General features: G+C 63.9%; 8 protein-coding genes. 5 read left to right on the top strand and 3 right to left on the bottom strand.

Annotated elements, in window-relative coordinates; all coding sequences use genetic code 11:
- Positions 1–3: 3 nt before the first annotated feature.
- A complete protein-coding gene (locus CXQ82_RS22145) occupies positions 4–876 on the bottom strand; it encodes an SDR family oxidoreductase (RefSeq protein WP_101272298.1) in 873 nt (290 codons plus the stop codon).
- A gap of 12 nt (positions 877–888) precedes the next feature.
- Positions 889–2,667, bottom strand: a complete 1,779-nt coding sequence (locus CXQ82_RS22140; RefSeq protein ID WP_101272297.1) for an acyclic terpene utilization AtuA family protein — start codon at positions 2,665–2,667, stop codon at positions 889–891.
- A gap of 153 nt (positions 2,668–2,820) precedes the next feature.
- On the opposite strand from CXQ82_RS22140, the gene CXQ82_RS22135 reads away from it, so the two are divergent.
- The 3 genes from CXQ82_RS22135 to CXQ82_RS22120 all read left to right on the top strand — a co-directional run bounded on the left by CXQ82_RS22135 (position 2,821) and on the right by CXQ82_RS22120 (position 5,861).
- Positions 2,821–3,444, top strand: a complete 624-nt coding sequence (locus CXQ82_RS22135) for a TetR/AcrR family transcriptional regulator (RefSeq protein WP_101272296.1) — start codon at positions 2,821–2,823, stop codon at positions 3,442–3,444.
- A 93-nt stretch (positions 3,445–3,537) separates the two neighbouring features.
- A complete protein-coding gene (locus CXQ82_RS22130) occupies positions 3,538–4,326 on the top strand; it encodes an ABC transporter substrate-binding protein (RefSeq protein ID WP_101272295.1) in 789 nt (262 codons plus the stop codon).
- Between the two features lie 521 nt (positions 4,327–4,847).
- A complete protein-coding gene (locus tag CXQ82_RS22120; protein WP_101272294.1) occupies positions 4,848–5,861 on the top strand; it encodes a GNAT family N-acetyltransferase in 1,014 nt (337 codons plus the stop codon).
- A gap of 43 nt (positions 5,862–5,904) precedes the next feature.
- Here the strand turns inward: CXQ82_RS22120 and CXQ82_RS22115 are convergent, their stop codons facing one another.
- Entirely contained in the window at positions 5,905–6,456 is a 552-nt protein-coding gene (locus tag CXQ82_RS22115) for an RNA polymerase factor sigma-70 (RefSeq protein WP_101272293.1), read from the bottom strand.
- A 302-nt stretch (positions 6,457–6,758) separates the two neighbouring features.
- On the opposite strand from CXQ82_RS22115, the gene CXQ82_RS22110 reads away from it, so the two are divergent.
- Entirely contained in the window at positions 6,759–7,511 is a 753-nt protein-coding gene (locus tag CXQ82_RS22110) for a thioesterase II family protein (RefSeq protein WP_101272292.1), read from the top strand.
- Positions 7,512–7,568: 57 nt separating this feature from the next.
- The gene (locus tag CXQ82_RS22105) at positions 7,569–20,465 is read left to right on the top strand and encodes a non-ribosomal peptide synthetase (RefSeq protein WP_101272291.1); all 12,897 of its coding nucleotides are present in this window, start codon (positions 7,569–7,571) and stop codon (positions 20,463–20,465) included.
- Positions 20,466–20,480 lie beyond the last annotated feature (15 nt).

Below are 20,480 nucleotides of genomic sequence, written 5' to 3'. Positions count from 1 at the left end.
GGTTTATTGCTCCGCCTTGAGGACGTCGGGCAGGTAGGCGCGGTGGAAGCCATTGAAGGGTTCACTCGGCGACTGCGCCTTGTGCAGCGGCCAGGCGCGGCTGCCCAGGCTGGCGGCGCCATCGATGCGCAAGGTGCTGCCGCTGACGAACGCGGCAGCGGGGCTGAGCAGGAACACAATGGCCGCGCTGACTTCCGATTCGGTGCCGATGCGCTTGAGCGGCACATGCTCGCGCAGCGTCGGGATCACCGCCTTGAATGCGCCTTCGTAGGTGTCCATGCCGCTGGACGCGATCCACCCTGGCGCCACGGCATTCACCCGCACCCCGGCGTAACCCCATTCGAAGGCGGCGGTTTTAGTGAAGTTGTCCATGCCCGCGCGCGCCGCGCCGGAGTGACCCATACCGGGCATGCCGCCCCACATGTCGGCGAGCATATTGACGATGGCGCCGCCGTGCTTGCTCATGGATTGGTTGAACACTTCCCGCGCCATCAGGAAACCGCCGACCAGGTTGGTGCGCAGTACCGTTTCAAAGCCTTTTTGATTGATCGAGGCGAGCGGCGACGGGTACTGGCCGCCGGCGTTATTGACCAGGCCATGAATGGGTCCGTGTTCATCAATAAGCTGCGTAACCAGCGCCTTCACCGCCTCTTCATCGCGAATGTCACAGGCCAGCCAATGGGCGCTGCCGCCGTCTTCGGCGATTTCTGCGGCGACCTTTTGCAGTTTTTCCGGTTTGCGCCCCACCAGAATCACCCGCGCGCCCAGGGCTGCCAGTTCATGGGCGGTGCAACGGCCAATGCCGCTGCCACCGCCGGTGACAATCACGGTTTGCCCCTGGAACAGCTTGGCTTTGAAGATCGAGTCGAAGGCCACGGCAACGGTCCTTTAAGTAAGTGAGTCGGCGATGTGTTGCGGCACGGCGATAGGGATTTCCAGCAACTGCTGGGCGAAGGCCTTGCCTTGCGGGTCGATGCGCAGGCTGGCGATACCGCCGCCGCCCAGGGCGTTTTCCAGCAGGAAATTGAGGCTGTGGCTGCCGGGCAAGTACCAGCGCTCGACGCGGCCGTGTACGGGGTCGAGCACGTGGCCCATCCAGTCGACGATCACCTCCGGGGTCAGCGCTTCGGCAATCCACGCCAGGTACTCGGGCTGGCGGGCGATCACCCCGATATTGCTGTGGTTGCCCTTGTCGCCGGAGCGCGCCACGGCGAGTTTCACCAGCGGCACGCTGGCATCGGCGCGGCCTTGGGGTTTGGGGGCGTCAACCGCAGCGGCGGGCAGGGTGGGCGCGTCGCTGATGGGTTGCGTGCAGGGATGTTGCTTGCCCTGGAAGTCGATCACGGGCGTGCAGGCCGTTTTGTCGATCAGGAACGAAAACAGGCGGATCAACGGATACACCGTCGGCCGCCCGCCGACGATGCCGGTCAGCCCCGGCGCCATGCCGGTGGCCGCCTGGGCGATCTCGCGGGCAAACAACACCAGTGCCTGCTTGTTCGGGTGTCGCACCGCCAGCTTCACCACCACTTCGCGGCAATCCTGGCGTCGGGCGTGGGCGCCGTAGGTAGCTTCGCTGCCGAGCAGTTCGATGTTCACCTCGGAGTAGGGCGCCCAGCCGCGCTGGCTGAACAGTTCCGCGGTCTTGCTGATGATTGCCTGGCTGACGCGTTCGGCCTTGGCCACTGCGTCGATCCCGGCGATCAGGCAACTGGCGGTGCAGCGGAACCCGTCGGGGTAAGTGGCGCTGACCTTGTACTGGCCGGTCGGCGGTGCACCCTTGGCACCGTGCAGGCGCACGCAGTTTTTGCCTTGCTGCTGCAGGGTCACCTGGCTGAAATCGCAGATGACATCGGGCAGCAGGTACGCACGCGGGTCGCCGATTTCATACAGCAACTGCTCGGCCACGCTGAGCTCGCTGATCAGCCCGCCCGTGCCGGCGACTTTGCTTACGGTGAACTGGCCATCGTTGCTGACTTCAACGATGGGAAAACCGATGTGCTCGTAGTCGGGCACGTCGCGCCAATCGGTGAAGTTGCCGCCGGTGCACTGTGCACCGCATTCGATGATATGCCCGGCCAGCGCGGCCTGGGCCAGGCGGTTGTAGTCCTGCCAGGACCAGTCGAATTCATGCACCAGCGCGGCGCTGACCACCGCGCTGTCGACCACACGGCCAGTGATCACGATGTCCGCGCCCATTTTCAGCGCCTGCACGATGCCCGGAGCGCCGAGGTAGGCGTTGGCCGACACGCACACCGGCGGCAGTGGCGCGCCGTTGAACATATCGGTGATGCCGTGCATGTGCTTGAGTTGGGGTTGCAGGTCGTCGCCCAGCAGCACGGCGATTTTCAACCGCAGTTGGGCCTTGTCACAGGCCGCTTGCAGGGCGGCGGCGCAGGCCAGCGGGTGGATGCCGCCGGCGTTGCTGATTACGCGCAGGCCCTGGCGCTGGATATCGGCCAGCAGCGGCGTGAGCACGTCGACGAAGTCGGTGGCGTAGCCGGCCTGGGGGTCTTTCATCCGTGCGCCCGCGAGGATCGACATCGTGACCTCCGCCAGGTAGTCGAACACCAGGTAATCCAGCTCGCCACCGTGCACCAACTGGGCGGCGGCGGTGCAGGTGTCGCCCCAGAAGGCGCTGGCGCAGCCGATACGAACCGTCTTGCTCATGAGAAATCCTTCCTCGAATGGCTGGCTCCGAGACTACCAAGCAAGCGCTTGGTTTGTAAACTGCCGAAACAAGTTTTACCCAAGCGCTTGCTTGGGTGGCTGCCACGGCCTAAATTGCCGGCCAAGACGATTGTAGAAGTAGAGGAGAGCAGCATGGATGAGCACCAAGCCCTGCAGGTGATGCGCACCATGGTCGACGCCGGCCAATTGACCGACCCCGACAGCGCCCGGGGCAAGTTGCTGCAAACGGCGGCTCACCTGTTTCGCAACAAAGGCTTTGAACGCACCACCGTGCGCGACCTGGCCAGCGCCGTGGGCATCCAGTCCGGCAGCATCTTCCATCACTTCAAGAGCAAGGATGAGATCCTGCGGGCGGTGATGGAGGAAACCATCCACTACAACACCGCGATGATGCGCGCTGCGCTCGCCGAGGCGACGAACGTGCGCGAGCGGGTACTGGCGCTGATTCGCTGCGAGTTGCAGTCGATCATGGGCGGTACCGGCGAGGCCATGGCCGTGCTGGTGTACGAATGGCGCTCGCTGTCGGCCGAGGCCCAGGCCCAGGTGCTGGCCCTGCGCGATGTGTATGAGGCGATCTGGTTGCAGGTGCTGGGCGAGGCCAAGGCCGCCGGCTATATCAAGGGCGATGTGTTTATCGCGCGGCGCTTCCTTACCGGCGCCCTGTCCTGGACCACCACCTGGTTCCGTGCCGAGGGCAGCCTCACGCTCGAGCAATTGGCCGAAGAAGCCCTGTTGATGGTTCTGAAACCCGACTGAGGCGCAAGCTATTAATTTGCGGGTGGAAAGTTGTCTCGCCAGACAAAAACGCCTAGCTTATCGCCATCGATGTGTTGAACGGTGTGTGCCTTGATGTATTCGCCTTGGCGGCTGGCTGCAGGACTTACTTTATGGGCACTGGGCACCGCGTGGTGGATGCCGGCTTCGGCTGCACAATTGGTGCGGATCGGCGCGGCACACTTCCCGCCCTACACCGTGCGCCCTGAGCAGGGCGCCGACACCGGTTTGCTGCCGCAGCTGGTAGAGGCCCTGAACGCCGTGCAAACCGACTACCAGTTTGTGCTGGTGCCCACCTCGATTCCGCGGCGGTTCCGTGATTTCGAACAGGGCCGCGTCGATATGGCCATCTTCGAGAACCCCGACTGGGGTTGGCGCAAGATTCCCCACACCAGTGTCGACATGGGCCTGGAAGACGCGGAAATTTTCGTCGCCCAGCGTCAGCCCGGTCGCGGGCAGGACTATTTCACTGACCTCGCGGGCAAACGCCTGGCGGTGTTCAGTGGTTATCACTATGCCTTTGCCAACTTCAACCCCGACCCCAAGTACATGGCCGAGCATTTCAACGCCACGTTGACCTACTCCCATGACAGCAACCTGCTGATGGTGGTGCGCGGGCGTGCGGATATCGCGCTGGTGACCCGTTCGTACTTGAGTGATTTCATGGTGCGTAATGCGGACATGGCCGGGCAGTTTCTGGTTTCGGAGCGTATCGACCAGGTTTATCACCATTACGCGCTGCTGCGGCCGAAGGCGCCGATCACTGGCGAGGCGTTTTCTGCGCTGCTCACGCGCTTGCGTGACAGTGGTGAGATGCTGAAGATTTTTGAGCCCTACCGTATTGATGTGATGCCAGTGCCTTGAGAACGGTGGTGCTGAACCCTTAATTGCCTCTCAGACGACTGAGTTTTCTCTGCTGTAAACCGGTTCGAATGTGGGAGGGGGCTTGCCCCCGATAGCGGTATGTTGGTGTACATATCCGTTATTTAGGTAACGGCGGCCTATGGTTCCGCTCTTACAGCGGGTCACTTTTGGAAGGACCCAAAAGTAACCAAAAGGTCCTCGCCCCAACACTCGGCACCTCGCCTGGGCTCGGTGTGCCCGCACTCCGGCTTGAATCCGTGGGCCGCCGCCATGGGCCATCCTTGGCCCATCGCGGCTAACCCGGCGTCCTGCCGGGTTACCCACGGATTCAAGCCTGCGTGCGGCCAGCGTGTTTGACGGGGCGTCTGAGATCAAGATCAAGATCAAGATCAAACGCAAATCAAAAGCCTACGTGCTCAGTCAGCATCAGTTGTGTTCGGGCTATGGGCCTTACGGGCTAAATTTGTGCTCCCGGCTCACGTCACCTCTTCATCTGTCGATGACTATCGTGAGCCCTTCCCATGTCCAATCTGAATGACTTGTCGGTCCTGCCGTTGCCGGCCGGGCCTGCCTTGAATGCTGATGAAACCGAAAGCCACCTGAGCCTGACGCTGGAGGGCGAGCCTCTGCTGCGTTTGCGCCTTGAGCGTGGTGACGCATTGCACGTGCATTTGCAGGACGCCGGCCATGTCGCTCCGGCCCGCGCTTTGTGGGCGGCCTGTTATTGGTTGTTCACCAAGGAGCCGGCCCGGCAGCGGCTGGTGTGGTGCCTGGAGCATGTGCCGGAAGACGCCTTGCGCAGTGGCCTGCTGGTCGCCACTGAGGTGGCCGGGCAGTTTCATTGCGAGCGCACCCAGTTCTGGCAATTACCCCAGCCGTGGCTCGGGCAATCGATGGGTGGCAGCTACCCGCAGCAGATGGTGATCAGTGGCGGCAAGCGCCACCCTGCGCGTGCGCCGAAGCCGCGGGGTGAAGTTTATCGTCGTTATGACGCGCGCCTGGGCGCCTGGATTTCGCTGCGCACGGTTGAGATCGATGTGGACCTGGCCCGCTTCAATCGTTGGCAGAACAGCCCCCGCGTGGCGAGTTTCTGGCAGGAAAGCGGCAGCCTGGAACAGCACCGCGAGTACCTCGACAAACTCCAAGCCGACCCGCACACCCTGACGTTGATCGGCTGTTTCGATGACGAACCCTTCGCTTATTTCGAAGCCTACTGGGCCAAGGAAGACCGCATCGCGCCGTTCTACGATGCTGGTGACTATGACCGTGGCATTCACATGCTGGTGGGCGAGGAGCATCACCGTGGCCCGCACAAGGTCGCCAGCTGGCTCTCGGCGCTGGTGCACTACCTGTTTCTGGATGACCCGCGCACCCAGCGCGTGGTGGCGGAGCCGCGTGCCGACAATGCGAAGATGATCGGGCATATGCACAACCAGTGTTTCCACTGTGAGAAGGAATTCGATTTCCCTCACAAGCGTGCGGCGTTGATGATTCTGGGGCGGGAGCGGTTTTTTGATCGGTGCGATTTAGCCTGAAAGGGGGCTGATCGTTCCCGACCCGGGAGCGATCAGCCTGCGCTCAGACCCGGCGGGCGAAGGTGTCGCTGTGGCTGCCCGACACCTTGCGGCAATGCACCAGCGCATCGCGGATCATGAAGTTCACCAGGGTCGGCGATACGCCCAGTTCCTTGGCGATGTCCTTTTGCGGTACGCCGTGCAGGCGGTACATCTCAAACGCGTAGCGGGTGCGCTGGGGCAGCTCCGTCAGGGCGTCGGCGATGTTTTCCAGGGTGCTGAAATTGATGTGCGAGGTTTCCGGTGAAGCGCCGTGAATAACCACATTCAAGCCTTCCTCTTCCGTCCCGGAGTATTTGAGCTCCAGGGCCTGCTTGCGGTAGTGATCGATCGCCAGGTTGCGCACGATCTGGAACAGATAGCTGAGCTGCGCCTTGAACGATGATGTGATGGTCGGCGCTGATTGCAGGCGGAAATAGGCGTCCTGCACTACGTCTTCGGCGCGGGAGCGGCAACCGGTAATACGTGCCGCGATCTTCACCAAAATCAGTCGATTGTCGACGAACGCCTGGAGAAGAGGTGAGTCGCACCTGCCTGTGGTTACTTGTTCCGTCATGGAAATCACCTTGTCGCAAAAGAGGTTAGGGGAGGGCGTCCTTGCTGAGGCCTCCTACACATCGGGCAACAAATTATGCTTAATGATAATGATTGTCAAATGAGAAGACGAACTAATCTTATGCTTTCTTGTTCGATGTGAACCGCGTCTCGCTTGCGCCCGGCGACTAATTATTTGCCGGTGCCGTCCGTTCTTCTGGGTGACAGGTCCGTAAGTGAAACGGCCAAGGATCAACACCCGCAGGAGGACGAAATGGGTTTTTATCGTGCACACAGCGTGTTTCAGTTTGGCGTCGCCGTTCGATGAACACGCCGACTCGGCTGCGCCTGTTCTGCCTGCCCTATTCGGGTGCCAGCGCCATGGTTTATGCGCGTTGGCGCCGAGCCATGCCGGACTGGATCCAGGTCAGCCCGCTGGAGCTGCCCGGCCGTGGCATGCGCATGGACGAGCCGTTGCAGCGCGATATCCAGGCCTTGGCGGTGCAGCTTGCGGATGAAATCAGCCGCGACCTCAACGGCCCCTATGCCTTGTTCGGGCATAGCCTTGGCGGCCTGCTGGCCTTCGAGCTGGCGCACGCCTTGAACGCGCGCAACCTGCCGGCGCCGTTGGCGCTGTTCGCCTCCGGTACGGCCGGCCCGGCGCGGCGCGATGTCAGCGAATACGCTATCGAAAAAACCGATGAGCAACTGATCGCCCGCCTGCGCGAATTGCAAGGCACCGCCGAAGAAGCCCTGGCCAACCCTGAGTTGATGGCGTTGATGCTGCCGATCCTGCGCGCCGATTTTCTGCTGTGCGGCAGTTTCAGCTACGGCGAGCGCGAGCCGTTGGGTATGCCGATCCATGTGTTTGGCGGCAAGCAGGACAGCGTACGCGCTGACCAACTGCTCGACTGGCAACTCGATGCCGCCAGTGGCTTTTCCCTGGACATGTTCGAGGGCCACCACTTCTTCCTCATGCAACACGAAAGCGCCGTATTGCGCTGCGTACGGCGCTACGCCGACGAACACTTGGCCCGCTGGCGCAATGGTGTAGCGCGGCCAGTGGCCGCCGGCTGAAGCCTGGTCCCCCCTAATTCCCGAATTTCCCGCAAGCCGATTTCAGGCAGGAACCCCATGATGGACGCCTTCGAACTTCCCCGCACTTTGGTCCAGTCCCTTCAACGTCGCGCCGAGCAGACCCCGGACCAGGTCGCCCTGCGCTTCCTGGCCGAGTCGGCCGAACACAGCGTGGTGCTCAGTTACCGTGACCTGGACCAGCGCGCCCGCAGCATCGCCGCCGCGTTGCAGGCCAATGCCGCACTGGGTGATCGCGCGGTGCTGTTGTTCCCCAGTGGCCCGGATTACGTCGCGGCGTTCTTTGGTTGCCTGTATGCCGGGGTAATCGCGGTGCCGGCCTACCCGCCGGAGTCCACCAAGCGTCATCATCAGGAGCGCTTGCTGTCGATCATCAGTGACGCCGAACCGCGCCTGTTGCTGACCATCGCCAGCCTCGCCGACGGCCTGGCGCAGATCGAAAATGCGCCGCCGGTATTGAGCGTCGATACCCTGGAGAACACTGGCCAGTGGGTCGCCCCCGACCTGCAGGCCGATGACATCGCCTTCCTGCAATACACCTCCGGCTCCACCGCGTTGCCCAAGGGCGTGCAAGTCAGCCACGGCAACCTGGTGGCCAACGAAGTGCTGATCCGTCGCGGCTTCGGCATCGACCTCAACCCGGATGACGTGATCGTCAGCTGGCTGCCGCTGTACCACGACATGGGCCTGATCGGCGGCCTGCTGCAACCGATTTTCAGCGGCGTGCCTTGCGTGTTGATGTCGCCGGCGTACTTCCTCGGCCGGCCGTTGCGCTGGCTGGAAGCGATCAGCGAATACGGTGGCACCATCAGCGGCGGCCCGGATTTCGCCTATCGCCTGTGCAGTGAGCGGGTCAGTGAGTCGGCCCTGGAACGTCTGGACTTGAGCAAATGGCGCGTGGCCTACTCGGGCTCCGAACCGATCCGCCTCGACACCCTGGAACGCTTCGCCGAGAAGTTCGCCGTCTGCGGTTTCAGCTCGAATAATTTCTTCGCCTCTTATGGGCTGGCCGAGGCGACGCTGTTTGTCGCAGGCGGGCGCCGTGGCCAGGGCATCCCGGCCCTGCGGGTCGACGAACAGGCCCTGGCCGCCAACCGTGTCGAAGCCGGGCAGGGCAGTGCGATCATGAGTTGCGGCACCAGCCAGCCGGAACACGCGGTGCTGATTGCCGACCCGCACACCCTGGGCGAACTGTCCGACAACCAGGTCGGCGAACTCTGGGCCACGGGCCCAAGCATTGCGCACGGCTATTGGCGCAACCCTGAAGCCAGCGCCAGGACCTTCGTAGAACATGCCGGCCGCACCTGGCTGCGCACCGGCGACCTGGGCTTTATCCGCGAGGGCGAGGTGTACATCACCGGTCGCCTCAAAGACCTGTTGATCGTGCGCGGCCACAACTTGTATCCCCAGGACATCGAACAGACCATCGAGCGTGAAGTTGAGGTGGTGCGCAAGGGCCGGGTCGCCGCGTTTGCGGTGAATGACCAGGGCCTGGAAGGCATCGGTATTGCCGCCGAAATAAGCCGCAGCGTGCAGAAAATCCTGCCGCCCGAAGCGCTGATCAAGGCCATCCGCCAAGCCGTGGCCGAGGCTTATCAACAGGCGCCAAGCGTGGTGGTGTTGCTCAACCCTGGCGCACTGCCGAAAACCTCCAGCGGCAAAGTGCAGCGCGCAGCGTGCGCGATTCGCCAGGCTGATGGCAGCCTCGACAGCTATGCACAGTTCCCCGGCCTGCAAGCGCAGGCGAGTGATGCTGGGCTGGAATCCGCGCTGCAAAACAGGATTGCTGCAATCTGGTGTGAGCAACTGCAAGTGGAATCCGTGGCCGCGGATGATCACTTTTTCCTGCTCGGCGGCAACTCGATCACCGCCACCCAGGTGGTCGCGCGCCTGCGTGAAAGCCTGGGCCTGGAGCTGAACCTGCGCATGCTGTTCGAGGCGCCGAGCCTGGCCGGCTTTGCCGCGAGTGTCGCGCAGTTGCAACACGATGGCGGCGTTGCCCAAGGCGCGATCCACAGCTTGTCGCGCCAGGACGAACTGCCGCAATCCCTGGCACAGAACCGCCTGTGGATCACCTGGCAACTGGACCCCCACAGCAGCGCCTACACCATCCCCGGCGCCTTGCGCTTGCGTGGCGAGCTGGATGAAGACGCAGTGCGCGCCAGCTTCGAGCAACTGATCCAGCGCCACGAAGCCCTGCGCACGCGCTTCTATGAACGCGACGGCCAGGCCTTCCAGCGCGTCGATGCAACCACGGACTTCAACCTGCAAGTCATCGATCTCAGCGACCTGCCCGCCGCCGAGCGCGATGCCCGCGCGCAACAGATCCGCGAAGACCAGGCGCGCACCCATTTCGACCTGGAAAACGGCCCGCTGCTGTGGGTAACCCTGGTGCGCCTGGATGATGAAGATCACCACTTGCTGGTGACCCTGCACCACATCATCGCCGATGGCTGGTCGCTGAATATCCTGATCGATGAGTTCTCGCGCCTGTATGCCGCCGCGTCCCAAGGCCAAGCCTTGGAACTGCCGCCGCTGGCATTGCAGTACGCCGACTACGGCAGCTGGCAGCGCCAATGGCTGGCCGAGGGCGAAGGCCAGCGGCAACTGGCGTACTGGAAAGCGCAGTTGGGCGAGGAGCATCCGCCCCTGAGCCTGGCCACTGACCACCCGCGTTCGGCGCAGCACCTTCACAGCGCAGCGCGGCATACCGTGCGGCTGAGCGCCAGCGTCAGCGAGGCGATCCGCCAGACCGCCCAGGCCCATGAGTCCACGCCGTTCATGCTGTTGCTCGCGGCGTTCCAGAGCTTGCTCTACCGCTACAGCGGTCAACGCGATATCCGCATCGGCGTGCCCAACGCCAACCGCCCGCGCCAGGAAACCCAAGGCCTGGTCGGCTTCTTCATCAACACCCTGGTGCTGCGCGCCGAGCTGGACGGTCGGCAGCCATTCAGCGCCTTGTTGGCCACGACCCGCCAGACGGCATTGGGCGCCCAGGCCCATCAGGACCTGCCGTTCGAACAACTGCTGGAAGCCTTCCCGCAAGCGCGCGAACAGGGCCTGTTCCAGGTGATGTTCAACCACCAGCAACGTGATTTGAGTGCCTTGCGCCGCCTGCCGGGCATGCTCGCCGATGAGCTGCCATGGCACAGCCGCGAAGCCAAGTTCGACCTGCAACTGCACAGCGAAGAAGACCGCAACGGGCGCTTGAGCCTGTCGTTCGACTACGCCGATGAACTGTTCGACAGCGCCACCATCCAGCGCCTGGCCGAGCATTTCATCCACCTGCTGCAGGCCGTGTGCGCGCAACCGCAGCTGGCCATCGGCGACCTCACGCTGATGCAGCAAGACGAACAGCAGCCGTGGAGCCAGGCGCCGTGCGCACCGGCCCAGCAGTGGCTGCCCGAACTGCTCAACCTTCAAGCCTCGGATAACACCGCCTTGGTGTGGGAGGGGGGCAGCCTGACCTTCGCGCAACTGCACACCCAGGCCAACCGCCTGGCTCACTACCTGCGCGACAAAGGCGTCGGCCCGGACGTGTGCGTGGCCATCGCCGCCGAGCGTTCGCCGCAACTGCTGATCGGCCTGCTGGCGATCCTCAAGGCCGGCGGCGCTTATGTGCCGCTGGACCCGGACTACCCCGCCGAGCGCCTGGCCTACATGCTCAAGGACAGCGGCGTGCACCTGCTGCTGACCCAGACCGCCTTGCTGGAACACGTGCCGAGCGCCGAAGGCGTGTGCGTGATTGCCATGGATAGCCTGCATCTGGACAACTGGCCGACCCAGCCACCGGGCCTGCACCTGAATGGCGATAACCTCGCCTACGTGATCTACACCTCCGGCTCCACCGGCCAGCCCAAAGGCGTGGGCAATACCCATGCGGCCCTGGCCGAACGCTTGCAGTGGATGCAGGCCACCTATCAATTGAATGACACCGATGTACTGATGCAAAAGGCCCCGATCAGTTTTGACGTGTCGGTGTGGGAGTGCTTCTGGCCATTGATCACCGGCTGCCGCCTGGTGTTGGCGGGCCCCGGTGAACATCGCGACCCGCACCGCATCGCGCAGTTGGTGCAGGAACACGCGGTGACCACGCTGCACTTTGTGCCGCCGCTGTTGCAGCTGTTTATCGACGAGCCGCTGGTTGCTGAATGCACCAGCCTGCGTCGGCTGTTCTCCGGCGGTGAAGCCTTGCCTGCCGAGTTGCGTAATCGCGTGTTGGCGCAGTTGCCGGCGGTGCAATTGCACAACCGCTATGGCCCGACTGAAACCGCGATCAACGTGACCCACTGGCACTGCACCGTGGCGGACGGCGAGCGCTCGCCCATCGGCCGGCCGCTGGGCAATGTGATCTGCCGCGTGCTGGATGAGCAGCTCAATCCTGTACCGCTGGGTGTTCCGGGTGAACTGTGCATCGGTGGCATCGGCCTGGCCCGGGGTTACCTCGGGCGTGCCGGGTTGACGGCTGAGCGCTTTATCGCCGATCACCAGGGCGCACGCCTGTATCGCACCGGTGACCGCGCGCGCTGGAGTCGCGATGGCGTGCTCGAATACCTCGGCCGCCTCGACCAGCAGGTCAAGCTGCGTGGCTTCCGTGTGGAACCGGAAGAAATCGAAGCGCGCCTGCTGGCCCAGGACGGTATCGCCCAGGCCGTGGTGCTGGTGCGTGATGCGCAGTTGATCGGCTATTACACGGCCCATACCGCGCTGGACGAACAGGACGTAAAAGCCGCGCTGGCCGCCGAGCTGCCGGAGTACATGGTGCCCGCGCAGCTGATGCGCCTGGAGGCCATGCCCCTGAGCCCCAGCGGCAAACTCGACCGCCGCGCGTTGCCGGAGCCGGTGTGGCAAACCCGAGAACACGTGGAGCCGGAGACACCGCTGCAACAGCAGATCGCGGCGATCTGGCGCGAGGTGCTGGGCCTGCCACGTATCGGCCTGCGCGATGACTTTTTCGCCCTCGGCGGCCACTCGTTGCTGGCCACGCAAATCATCTCCCGTACCCGTCAGGCCTGCGACGTTGAGCTGCCGTTGCGCACCTTGTTCGAAGCCAGTGAGTTGGGCGCGTTTGCCGAGCAGGTCGAGCTGATCCAGGCGTCGGGCCAGCGCAACCAGCAAACCGCTATCGCCAAGGTCGACCGCAGCCAGCCGGTGCCGTTGTCGTACTCCCAGCAGCGCATGTGGTTCCTGTGGCAGATGGAGCCGGACAGCCCGGCCTATAACGTCGGCGGCATGGCGCGCCTGCGTGGCGTGCTGGATGTGGGGCGTTTTGAGGCCGCGTTGCAAGCCTTGATCATGCGCCACGAAACCCTGCGCACCACCTTCCCGAGCGTCGATGGTGTGGCCTATCAGAAGGTGTCGGCGCAGACCGGCCTGCGCATGGACTGGCAGGATGTCTCGGCACTCAACGAAAGCGAACGCGAGCAACGCTTGCAACAATTGGCCGATCACGAGGCCCACACCCCGTTCAACCTGGAAACCGGGCCGTTGTTGCGCGCCTGCCTGGTCAAGGCCGGTGAGCAGGAACACTACCTGGTGCTGACCCTGCACCATATCGTCACCGAAGGCTGGGCCATGGACATTTTTGCCCGTGAACTCAGTGCGCTCTACGAAGCCTTTATCGACGAACGCCTGTCGCCGCTGGCGCCGTTGCCGGTGCAATACCTGGACTACAGCGTGTGGCAACGCCAGTGGCTGGAAGGCGGCGAGCGCCAACGCCAGCTGGACTACTGGACCGCACAGTTGGGCCACGAACACCCGCTGCTGGAACTGCCCGCCGACCGCCCACGCCCACCGGTGCAAAGCCACCAGGGCGAGCTGTACCGCTTCGACCTGAGCGACGAGCTGGCCGCGCGTGTTCGCGCGTTCAATGCCGAACGTGGCCTGACCCTGTTCATGACCATGACGGCCACCCTGGCCGTGTTGCTCTACCGCTACAGCGGCCAGACCGACCTGCGCATCGGCGCGCCGGTGGCCAACCGCATCCGCCCGGAAAGCGAAGGGCTGATCGGCGCGTTCCTCAATACCCAGGTGCTGCGTTGCCAGCTCAATGGGCAGATGAATGTGGCGCAGTTGTTCGAGCAAGTGCGCCATACCGTGATCGAGGGCCAGTCCCACCAGGACCTGCCGTTCGACCACCTGGTAGAGGCCCTGCAACCGCCGCGCAGCGCGGCGTACAACCCGCTGTTCCAGGTGATGTGCAACGTGCAGCGCTGGGAATTCCAGCAAAGCCGCCAGTTGGCCGGCATGACCGTCGAGTACCTGGCCAACGATGCCCGCGCGACCAAGTTCGACCTCAACCTGGAAGTCACCGACCTCGACCATCGCCTGGGTTGCTGCCTGACCTATAGCACCGACCTGTTCGACGAACCGCGCATTGCGCGCATGGCCGAGCATTGGCGTAACCTGCTCGAAGCACTGATCGCCAACCCGCAGCAGCGCCTCAGTGAACTGCCGTTGCTGACTGTCGCCGAACAGCGCGCGTTGCAGGACAGCCTGGGTGTCGAGGCCGGTGAGCATCGTCTCGACCAGTGCCTCCATCAACTGTTCAGCCAGCAGGCGCGCAAGCGTGCCGACGCACCGGCGCTGACCTTTGCCGGTGAGACCCTGACGTACGCCGAGCTCGACGCCCGCGCCAACCGCCTGGCCTGGATGCTGCGCGAGCGTGGCGTCGGCCCGCAGGTGCGCGTTGGCCTGGCGCTGCCGCGCTCGCTGGAGATGGTTATCGGTCTGCTGGCGATCCTCAAGGCCGGTGGCGCCTATGTGCCGCTGGACCCAGAATACCCGCTGGACCGCCTGCACTACATGATTGAAGACAGCGGCATCGGCCTGCTGCTCAGTGACGCAGCGATGTTTGCCGCCCTCGGCGAATTGCCGGCGAGCGTGGCGTGCTGGTGCCTGGAAGATGATTCGCCGGTACTGGACAACTACCCGGCCGACGCGCTGCCATTTATCAGCTTGCCGCAGCATCAGGCCTACCTGATCTACACCTCCGGCTCCACCGGAAAACCCAAAGGCGTGGTGGTGTCCCACGCTGAAATCGCCATGCATTGCCAGGCGGTGATCGAGCGTTTCGGCATGCGTCCGGACGATTGCGAGCTGCATTTCTATTCGATCAACTTCGACGCCGCCACCGAGCGGTTGCTGGTGCCGTTGCTCAGCGGTGCGCAGGTAGTGTTGCGCGCCCAGGGCCAGTGGGATGCCGAGGAAATCTGCGCGCTGATCCGCACCCATCGCATCAATATCCTGGGCTTTACTCCCAGCTATGGCAGCCAGTTGGCGCAGTGGCTGGCCACTCAACGCCAGACCTTGCCGGTGCGCATGTGTATCACGGGTGGCGAGGCCCTGACCGGCGAACACCTGCAACGGATCCGCGCGGCGTTCACGCCGGCGCTGTTCTTCAACGCCTATGGCCCGACCGAAACCGTGGTGATGCCGCTGGCCAGCCTGGCGCCGCAGCAACTGGAGGAGGGCGCCGGCAGCGTGCCGATCGGCAGCATCATCGGCGACCGCGTGGCCTATATTCTCGACGCCGACCTGGCCCTGGTGCCACAAGGCGCGACGGGCGAGCTGTACGTCGGCGGGGCCGGCCTGGCCCAGGGTTACCACGAGCGGCCGGGCATGACCGCGGAGCGTTTTGTCGCCGACCCGTTTGCCACGACTGGCGGCCGCCTGTACCGCACCGGTGACTTGGTGCGCCAACGCGCCGATGGCCTGGTGGAGTACTTGGGCCGCATTGACCACCAGGTGAAGATTCGCGGTTTCCGCATCGAGCTGGGCGAAATCGAAACCCGCCTGCTGGAGCATACCGCCGTGCGCGAAGCGGTGGTGCTGGCCGTGGATTCGCCCAGTGGTAAACAGCTGGTGGCGTACCTGGTCAGCGATGCCGAGCACGGCACCTTGCGCGATGCGTTGAAGGCGCACCTCAAGGCGCAACTGCCGGACTACATGGTGCCTGCCCACCTGATCGTCCTGGACAGCATGCCGCTGACCGCCAACGGCAAACTCGACCGCCGCGCCTTGCCGCAGCCTGATCCCGAGGCCAACCGCCAACAGTACGTGGCGCCGCGCAACGAGTTGGAAAGCACCTTGGCAGCGATCTGGTGCGCGGTACTGAACGTGCAGCAAGTCGGCCTCGACGATAACTTCTTTGAGCTGGGCGGCGATTCGATCCTGTCGATCCAGGTGGTCAGCCGGGCACGCCAGGCGGGGATTCATTTCAGCCCGCGCGACCTGTTCCAGCACCAGAGCGTACAAGCCCTGGCCGCCGTCGCCACGCGCTCCGAGCAGGTCAGCGCCGAGCAGGGTGTGCTTACCGGTAGCTCGGGGCTCACGCCGATCCAGCATTGGTTCTTCGACACCGAGATCCCGAATCGCAAGCACTGGAACCAGGCCTTATTGCTCAAGCCTTTGCAATTGCTCGAGCCCCATCGCCTGGAGCAGGCGCTGCTGGCGGTGCTGGAGCACCACGACGCGCTGCGCCTGAGCTTTACCCAGCGCGATGCGCAGTGGCATGCCGAACACTTGGCCGTGCCCCACGGCGGCGTGCTGATGCAGGCGCAAGTGCGCGACATGGCGCAATGCACCGCGCTGTTCACCGACACCCAGCGCAGCCTCGACCTGGAACACGGGCCGCTGCTGCGCGCCTTGCTGGTAGACGGCCCGCAGGGCCAGCAGCGCCTGCTGATCGCGATCCATCACCTGGTGGTGGACGGCGTGTCGTGGCGCGTGTTGCTGGAAGATCTGCAAAGCGTCTATCGCCAACTCAGCGCCGGCCAGTCGGTCAGCCTACCGGCCAAGACCAGCGCCCTGCGAGACTGGGCTGCGCGTTTGCAGGCGTACGCCGGCAGCGAATCCCTGCGCGAAGAATTGAGCACCTGGCAGGAGCAGTTGGCGGGCCCGGCAGTCACCTTGCCCGTTGATCGCCCCCACGGTTCGCTGCGCAACCGCGATGCCGATACGCTCAGCGTGCGCCTGGATGCCGAGCACACTCGCCAGTTGCTGCAACAGGCGCCGAGCGCCTACCGCACCCAGGTCAACGACCTGTTGCTGACCGCGCTGGCGCGTGTGTTGTGCCGCTGGAGCGGGCACGCCTCGGCGCTGATCCAACTGGAAGGGCATGGCCGCGAAACCCTGTTCGATGACCTCGACTTGACCCGCAGCGTCGGCTGGTTCACCAGTGCCTACCCACTGCGCCTGACGCCCCAGCACATCGAAGAAGCCGCCGGGCAGGGCGCTTCGATCAAGGCGATCAAGGAGCAATTGCGCGCCGTTCCGCACAAGGGCCTCGGCTATGGCGTGCTGCGCTACCTGGCCGACGATCAGTGCCGGCAGACCATGGCCGCGCTGCCGACGGCGGCCATCACCTTCAACTACCTCGGCCAGTTCGACCAGAGCTTCGGCGCCGATGCGCTGTTCCACCCGCTGGACGAATCCGCCGGCGTGGCCCATGACCCGGACGCGCCGTTGCCCAACGAGTTGAGTGTGGACAGCCAAGTGTACGGTGGCGAACTGGTGCTGCGCTGGACCTTCAGCCGCGAACGCCACGACCAGCAGACCATTCGCGAACTGGCGGATGCCTACCTGGCCGAGCTGCAAAGCCTGATTGCGCATTGCCTCAAGGACGGTGCCGGCGGCCTCACGCCGTCCGACTTCCCCCTCGCGCGCCTGACCCAGCCACAGCTGGACAGCTTGCCGGTTGCGGCCAGCGTCATCGAGGACGTGTACCCGCTGACCCCGATGCAGGAAGGCCTGTTGCTGCACACGCTGCTGGAGCCGGGCACTGGCCTCTACTACATGCAGGACCGCTACCGCATCAACAGCGCCCTCGACCCCGAGCGGTTTGCCCAGGCCTGGCAGGCGGTGATCGCCCGTCACGAAGCCTTGCGCGCTTCGTTCTGCTGGAACGTCGGCGAAGACATGCTGCAAGTGATCCACAAACCGGGCAGCACGCCGATCGAGTACCTGGACTGGAGCCACGCCCCCGAAGCCGAGCAAGAGCCGCGTCTGCAAGCGCTGCTCAAGGCTGAGCGTGAAGCCGGGTTCGATCTGCTCAACCAGGCACCGTTCCACCTGCGCCTGATCCGCGTGGGCGAGGCGCGCTACTGGTTCATGATGAGCAACCACCACATCCTTATCGATGCCTGGTGCCGTTCGTTGCTGATGAATGATTTCTTCGAGATCTACATGGCCTTGGGCGAAGGTGTTGAAGCGCAATTGGCCACGCCGCCGCGTTATCGCGACTACATCGCCTGGCTGCAACGCCAGAACCTGAACGAGGCGCGCCAGTGGTGGCAGCAAAACCTGCAGGGTTTCGAGCGCACCACGCCGATCCCGAGCGACCGGCCGTTCCTGCGTGAGCACGCAGGCCACAGCGGCGGCATGGTGGTGGGTGACTGCTACACCCGTCTGGATGCCCGCGATGGCGCGCAATTGCGTGAATTGGCCCAAGCGCATCAGTTGACCGTCAACACCTTTGCCCAGGCGGCATGGGCCCTGGTGCTGCGGCGCTTGAGCGGCGACCGTGACGTGCTGTTCGGCGTCACCGTGGCCGGGCGCCCGGTGGAAATGCCGGAAATGCAGCGCACCGTCGGCCTGTTTATCAACAGCATCGCGCTGCGGGTAAAACTGCCTGAAGACGACCAGCGCTGCAGCGTGCGCCAGTGGCTGAGCGGCCTGCTCGACAGCAATATGCAGCTGCGCGAGTACGAGTACCTGCCGCTGGTGACCATTCAGGAACACAGCGAACTGCCCAAGGGCCAGCCGCTGTTCGACAGCCTGTTCGTGTTCGAAAATGCCCCGGTGGAAACCTCGGTGCTGGACCGCGCGCAAAGCCTGAATGCCACCTCGGACTCCGGCCGCACCCACACCAACTTCCCGCTGACGGCCGTGTGCTACCCGGGGGATGACCTTGGCCTGCACCTGTCCTACGACCAACGTTACTTCGACGAAACCACCGTGCAAGGCATGCTCGGCGAGTTCAAGCGCCTGCTGCTGGCGCTGGTGCAGGGCTTCCATGGCGACATGGCCGACCTGCCGCTGATTGGCGAACAGGAGCGCGAATTCCTGGTGGAGGGCTGCAACCAAAGCGAGCACGCCTACCCGCTGGGGCGCAGCTATATCGAGTTGTTCGAAGCACAGGTGAGTGCGCAGCCACAGCGGATCGCCGCCAGTTGCCTGGATGAACAATGGACCTACGACCAGTTGAACCGACGCAGTAACGGCCTGGGGCATGCGCTGATTGCGGCCGGCGTCGGCCTGGACCAACCGGTGGCGTTGTTGGGCGAGCGTAACCTCGACCTGTTGGGCATGATCATCGGCAGCTTCAAGGCCGGTGCCGGTTACCTGCCGCTGGACCCTGGCCTGCCACACTCGCGCCTGAGCCGCATCATCGACCTGAGCCGCACGCCTTTGCTGGTGTGCACCGAGGCGTGTCGCGAGCAGGCGATTGAACTGCTGGACGGTACCGACTGCCAGTTGCTGGTCTGGGAAGAAGTGCCTGGGCGCGGGGAAAACCCTGGGGTGTACAGCGGCCCGGATAACCTCGCTTATGTGATCTACACCTCCGGCTCTACCGGCCTGCCCAAAGGCGTGATGGTGGAACAGCGCGGTATGCTCAATAACCAGTTGAGCAAGGTGCCGTACCTGGACCTGAGCGCGGCGGATGTGATCGCGCAGACCGCGTCGCAAAGTTTCGATATTTCCGTGTGGCAGTTCCTGGCGGCGCCACTGTTCGGCGCGCGGGTGGATATTGTGCCGAACACCCTGGCCCATGATCCGCAGGGCTTGCTGGAGCATGTCCAGGCCCAAGGCATTACCGTGCTGGAAAGTGTACCGTCGCTGATCCAGGGCATGCTGGCCCAGGACCGCATCAGCCTGGACGGCCTGCGCTGGATGCTGCCGACCGGTGAAGCGATGCCGCCGGAGCTGGCGCACCAGTGGTTGCAGCGTTATCCGCAGATTGGCTTGGTCAACGCCTATGGCCCGGCGGAATGTTCGGATGACGTGGCGTTCTTCCGTGTCGATGTGGCGTCCACCCGTGGCACTTATCTGCCGATTGGTACGCCGACCGACAACAACCGTTTGTACCTGCTGGATGGCGCGCTGGAGTTGGTGCCGCAGGGCGCCGTCGGTGAATTGTGCGTGGCCGGCACCGGCGTGGGCCGAGGCTATGTCAGCGACCCGTTGCGCACAGCGCAAGTGTTTGTGCCGAACCCGTTCGGCGCAGCGGGCGAGCGCCTGTACCGTACCGGCGACCTGGCGCGTCGGCGCAGTGATGGTGTGCTGGAATACGTCGGGCGTATCGACCACCAGGTGAAAATTCGCGGCTACCGCATCGAGCTGGGTGAAATCGAAGCGCGCCTGCATGAGCAGCCGGAAGTGCGTGATGCGGCCGTCGGCGTGCAGGAAGGCGTCAACGGCAAGCACCTGGTTGGCTACCTGGTGGCGGCAGATGAAACGCTGAGTCAAAGTGAGCGCCTGGACCGCATCAAGCAGCGCCTGCGTGCCGAACTGCCGGAATACATGGTGCCGCTGCACTGGCTATGGCTTGCGCGCCTGCCGCTGAACGCCAACGGCAAACTCGACCGCAAGGCTTTGCCTGAGTTGGAAATCGGCCAGCTGCACAGCCAGGACTACCTGGCACCGCGTAACGAACTGGAAGGCACGCTGGCGGCAATCTGGGCCGAAGTGCTGAAGGTTGAGCGGGTGGGGGTACAGGACAACTTCTTCGAACTGGGCGGGCATTCATTGCTGGCCACGCAGATTGCCTCACGCGTGCAGAAAACCCTGCAACGCGATGTGCCGCTGCGGGCGATGTTCGAATGCAGCACGGTGGCGGAGTTGGCCGAGTACATCGATGGGTTGGCGGCCAATGACATCAGTGCGGAGAAGGTGGATCGGTTGAGTGATCTGATGGCGGAGTTGGAGGGGCTTTAATCCTCTTCGCCTGTC

The organism is Pseudomonas sp. S09G 359 (assembly GCF_002843605.1).
GTDB lineage: Bacteria > Pseudomonadota > Gammaproteobacteria > Pseudomonadales > Pseudomonadaceae > Aquipseudomonas.
Note: the sequence above shows the minus strand (reverse complement) of the source record. Positions and strands in the feature narration are given on the sequence as shown.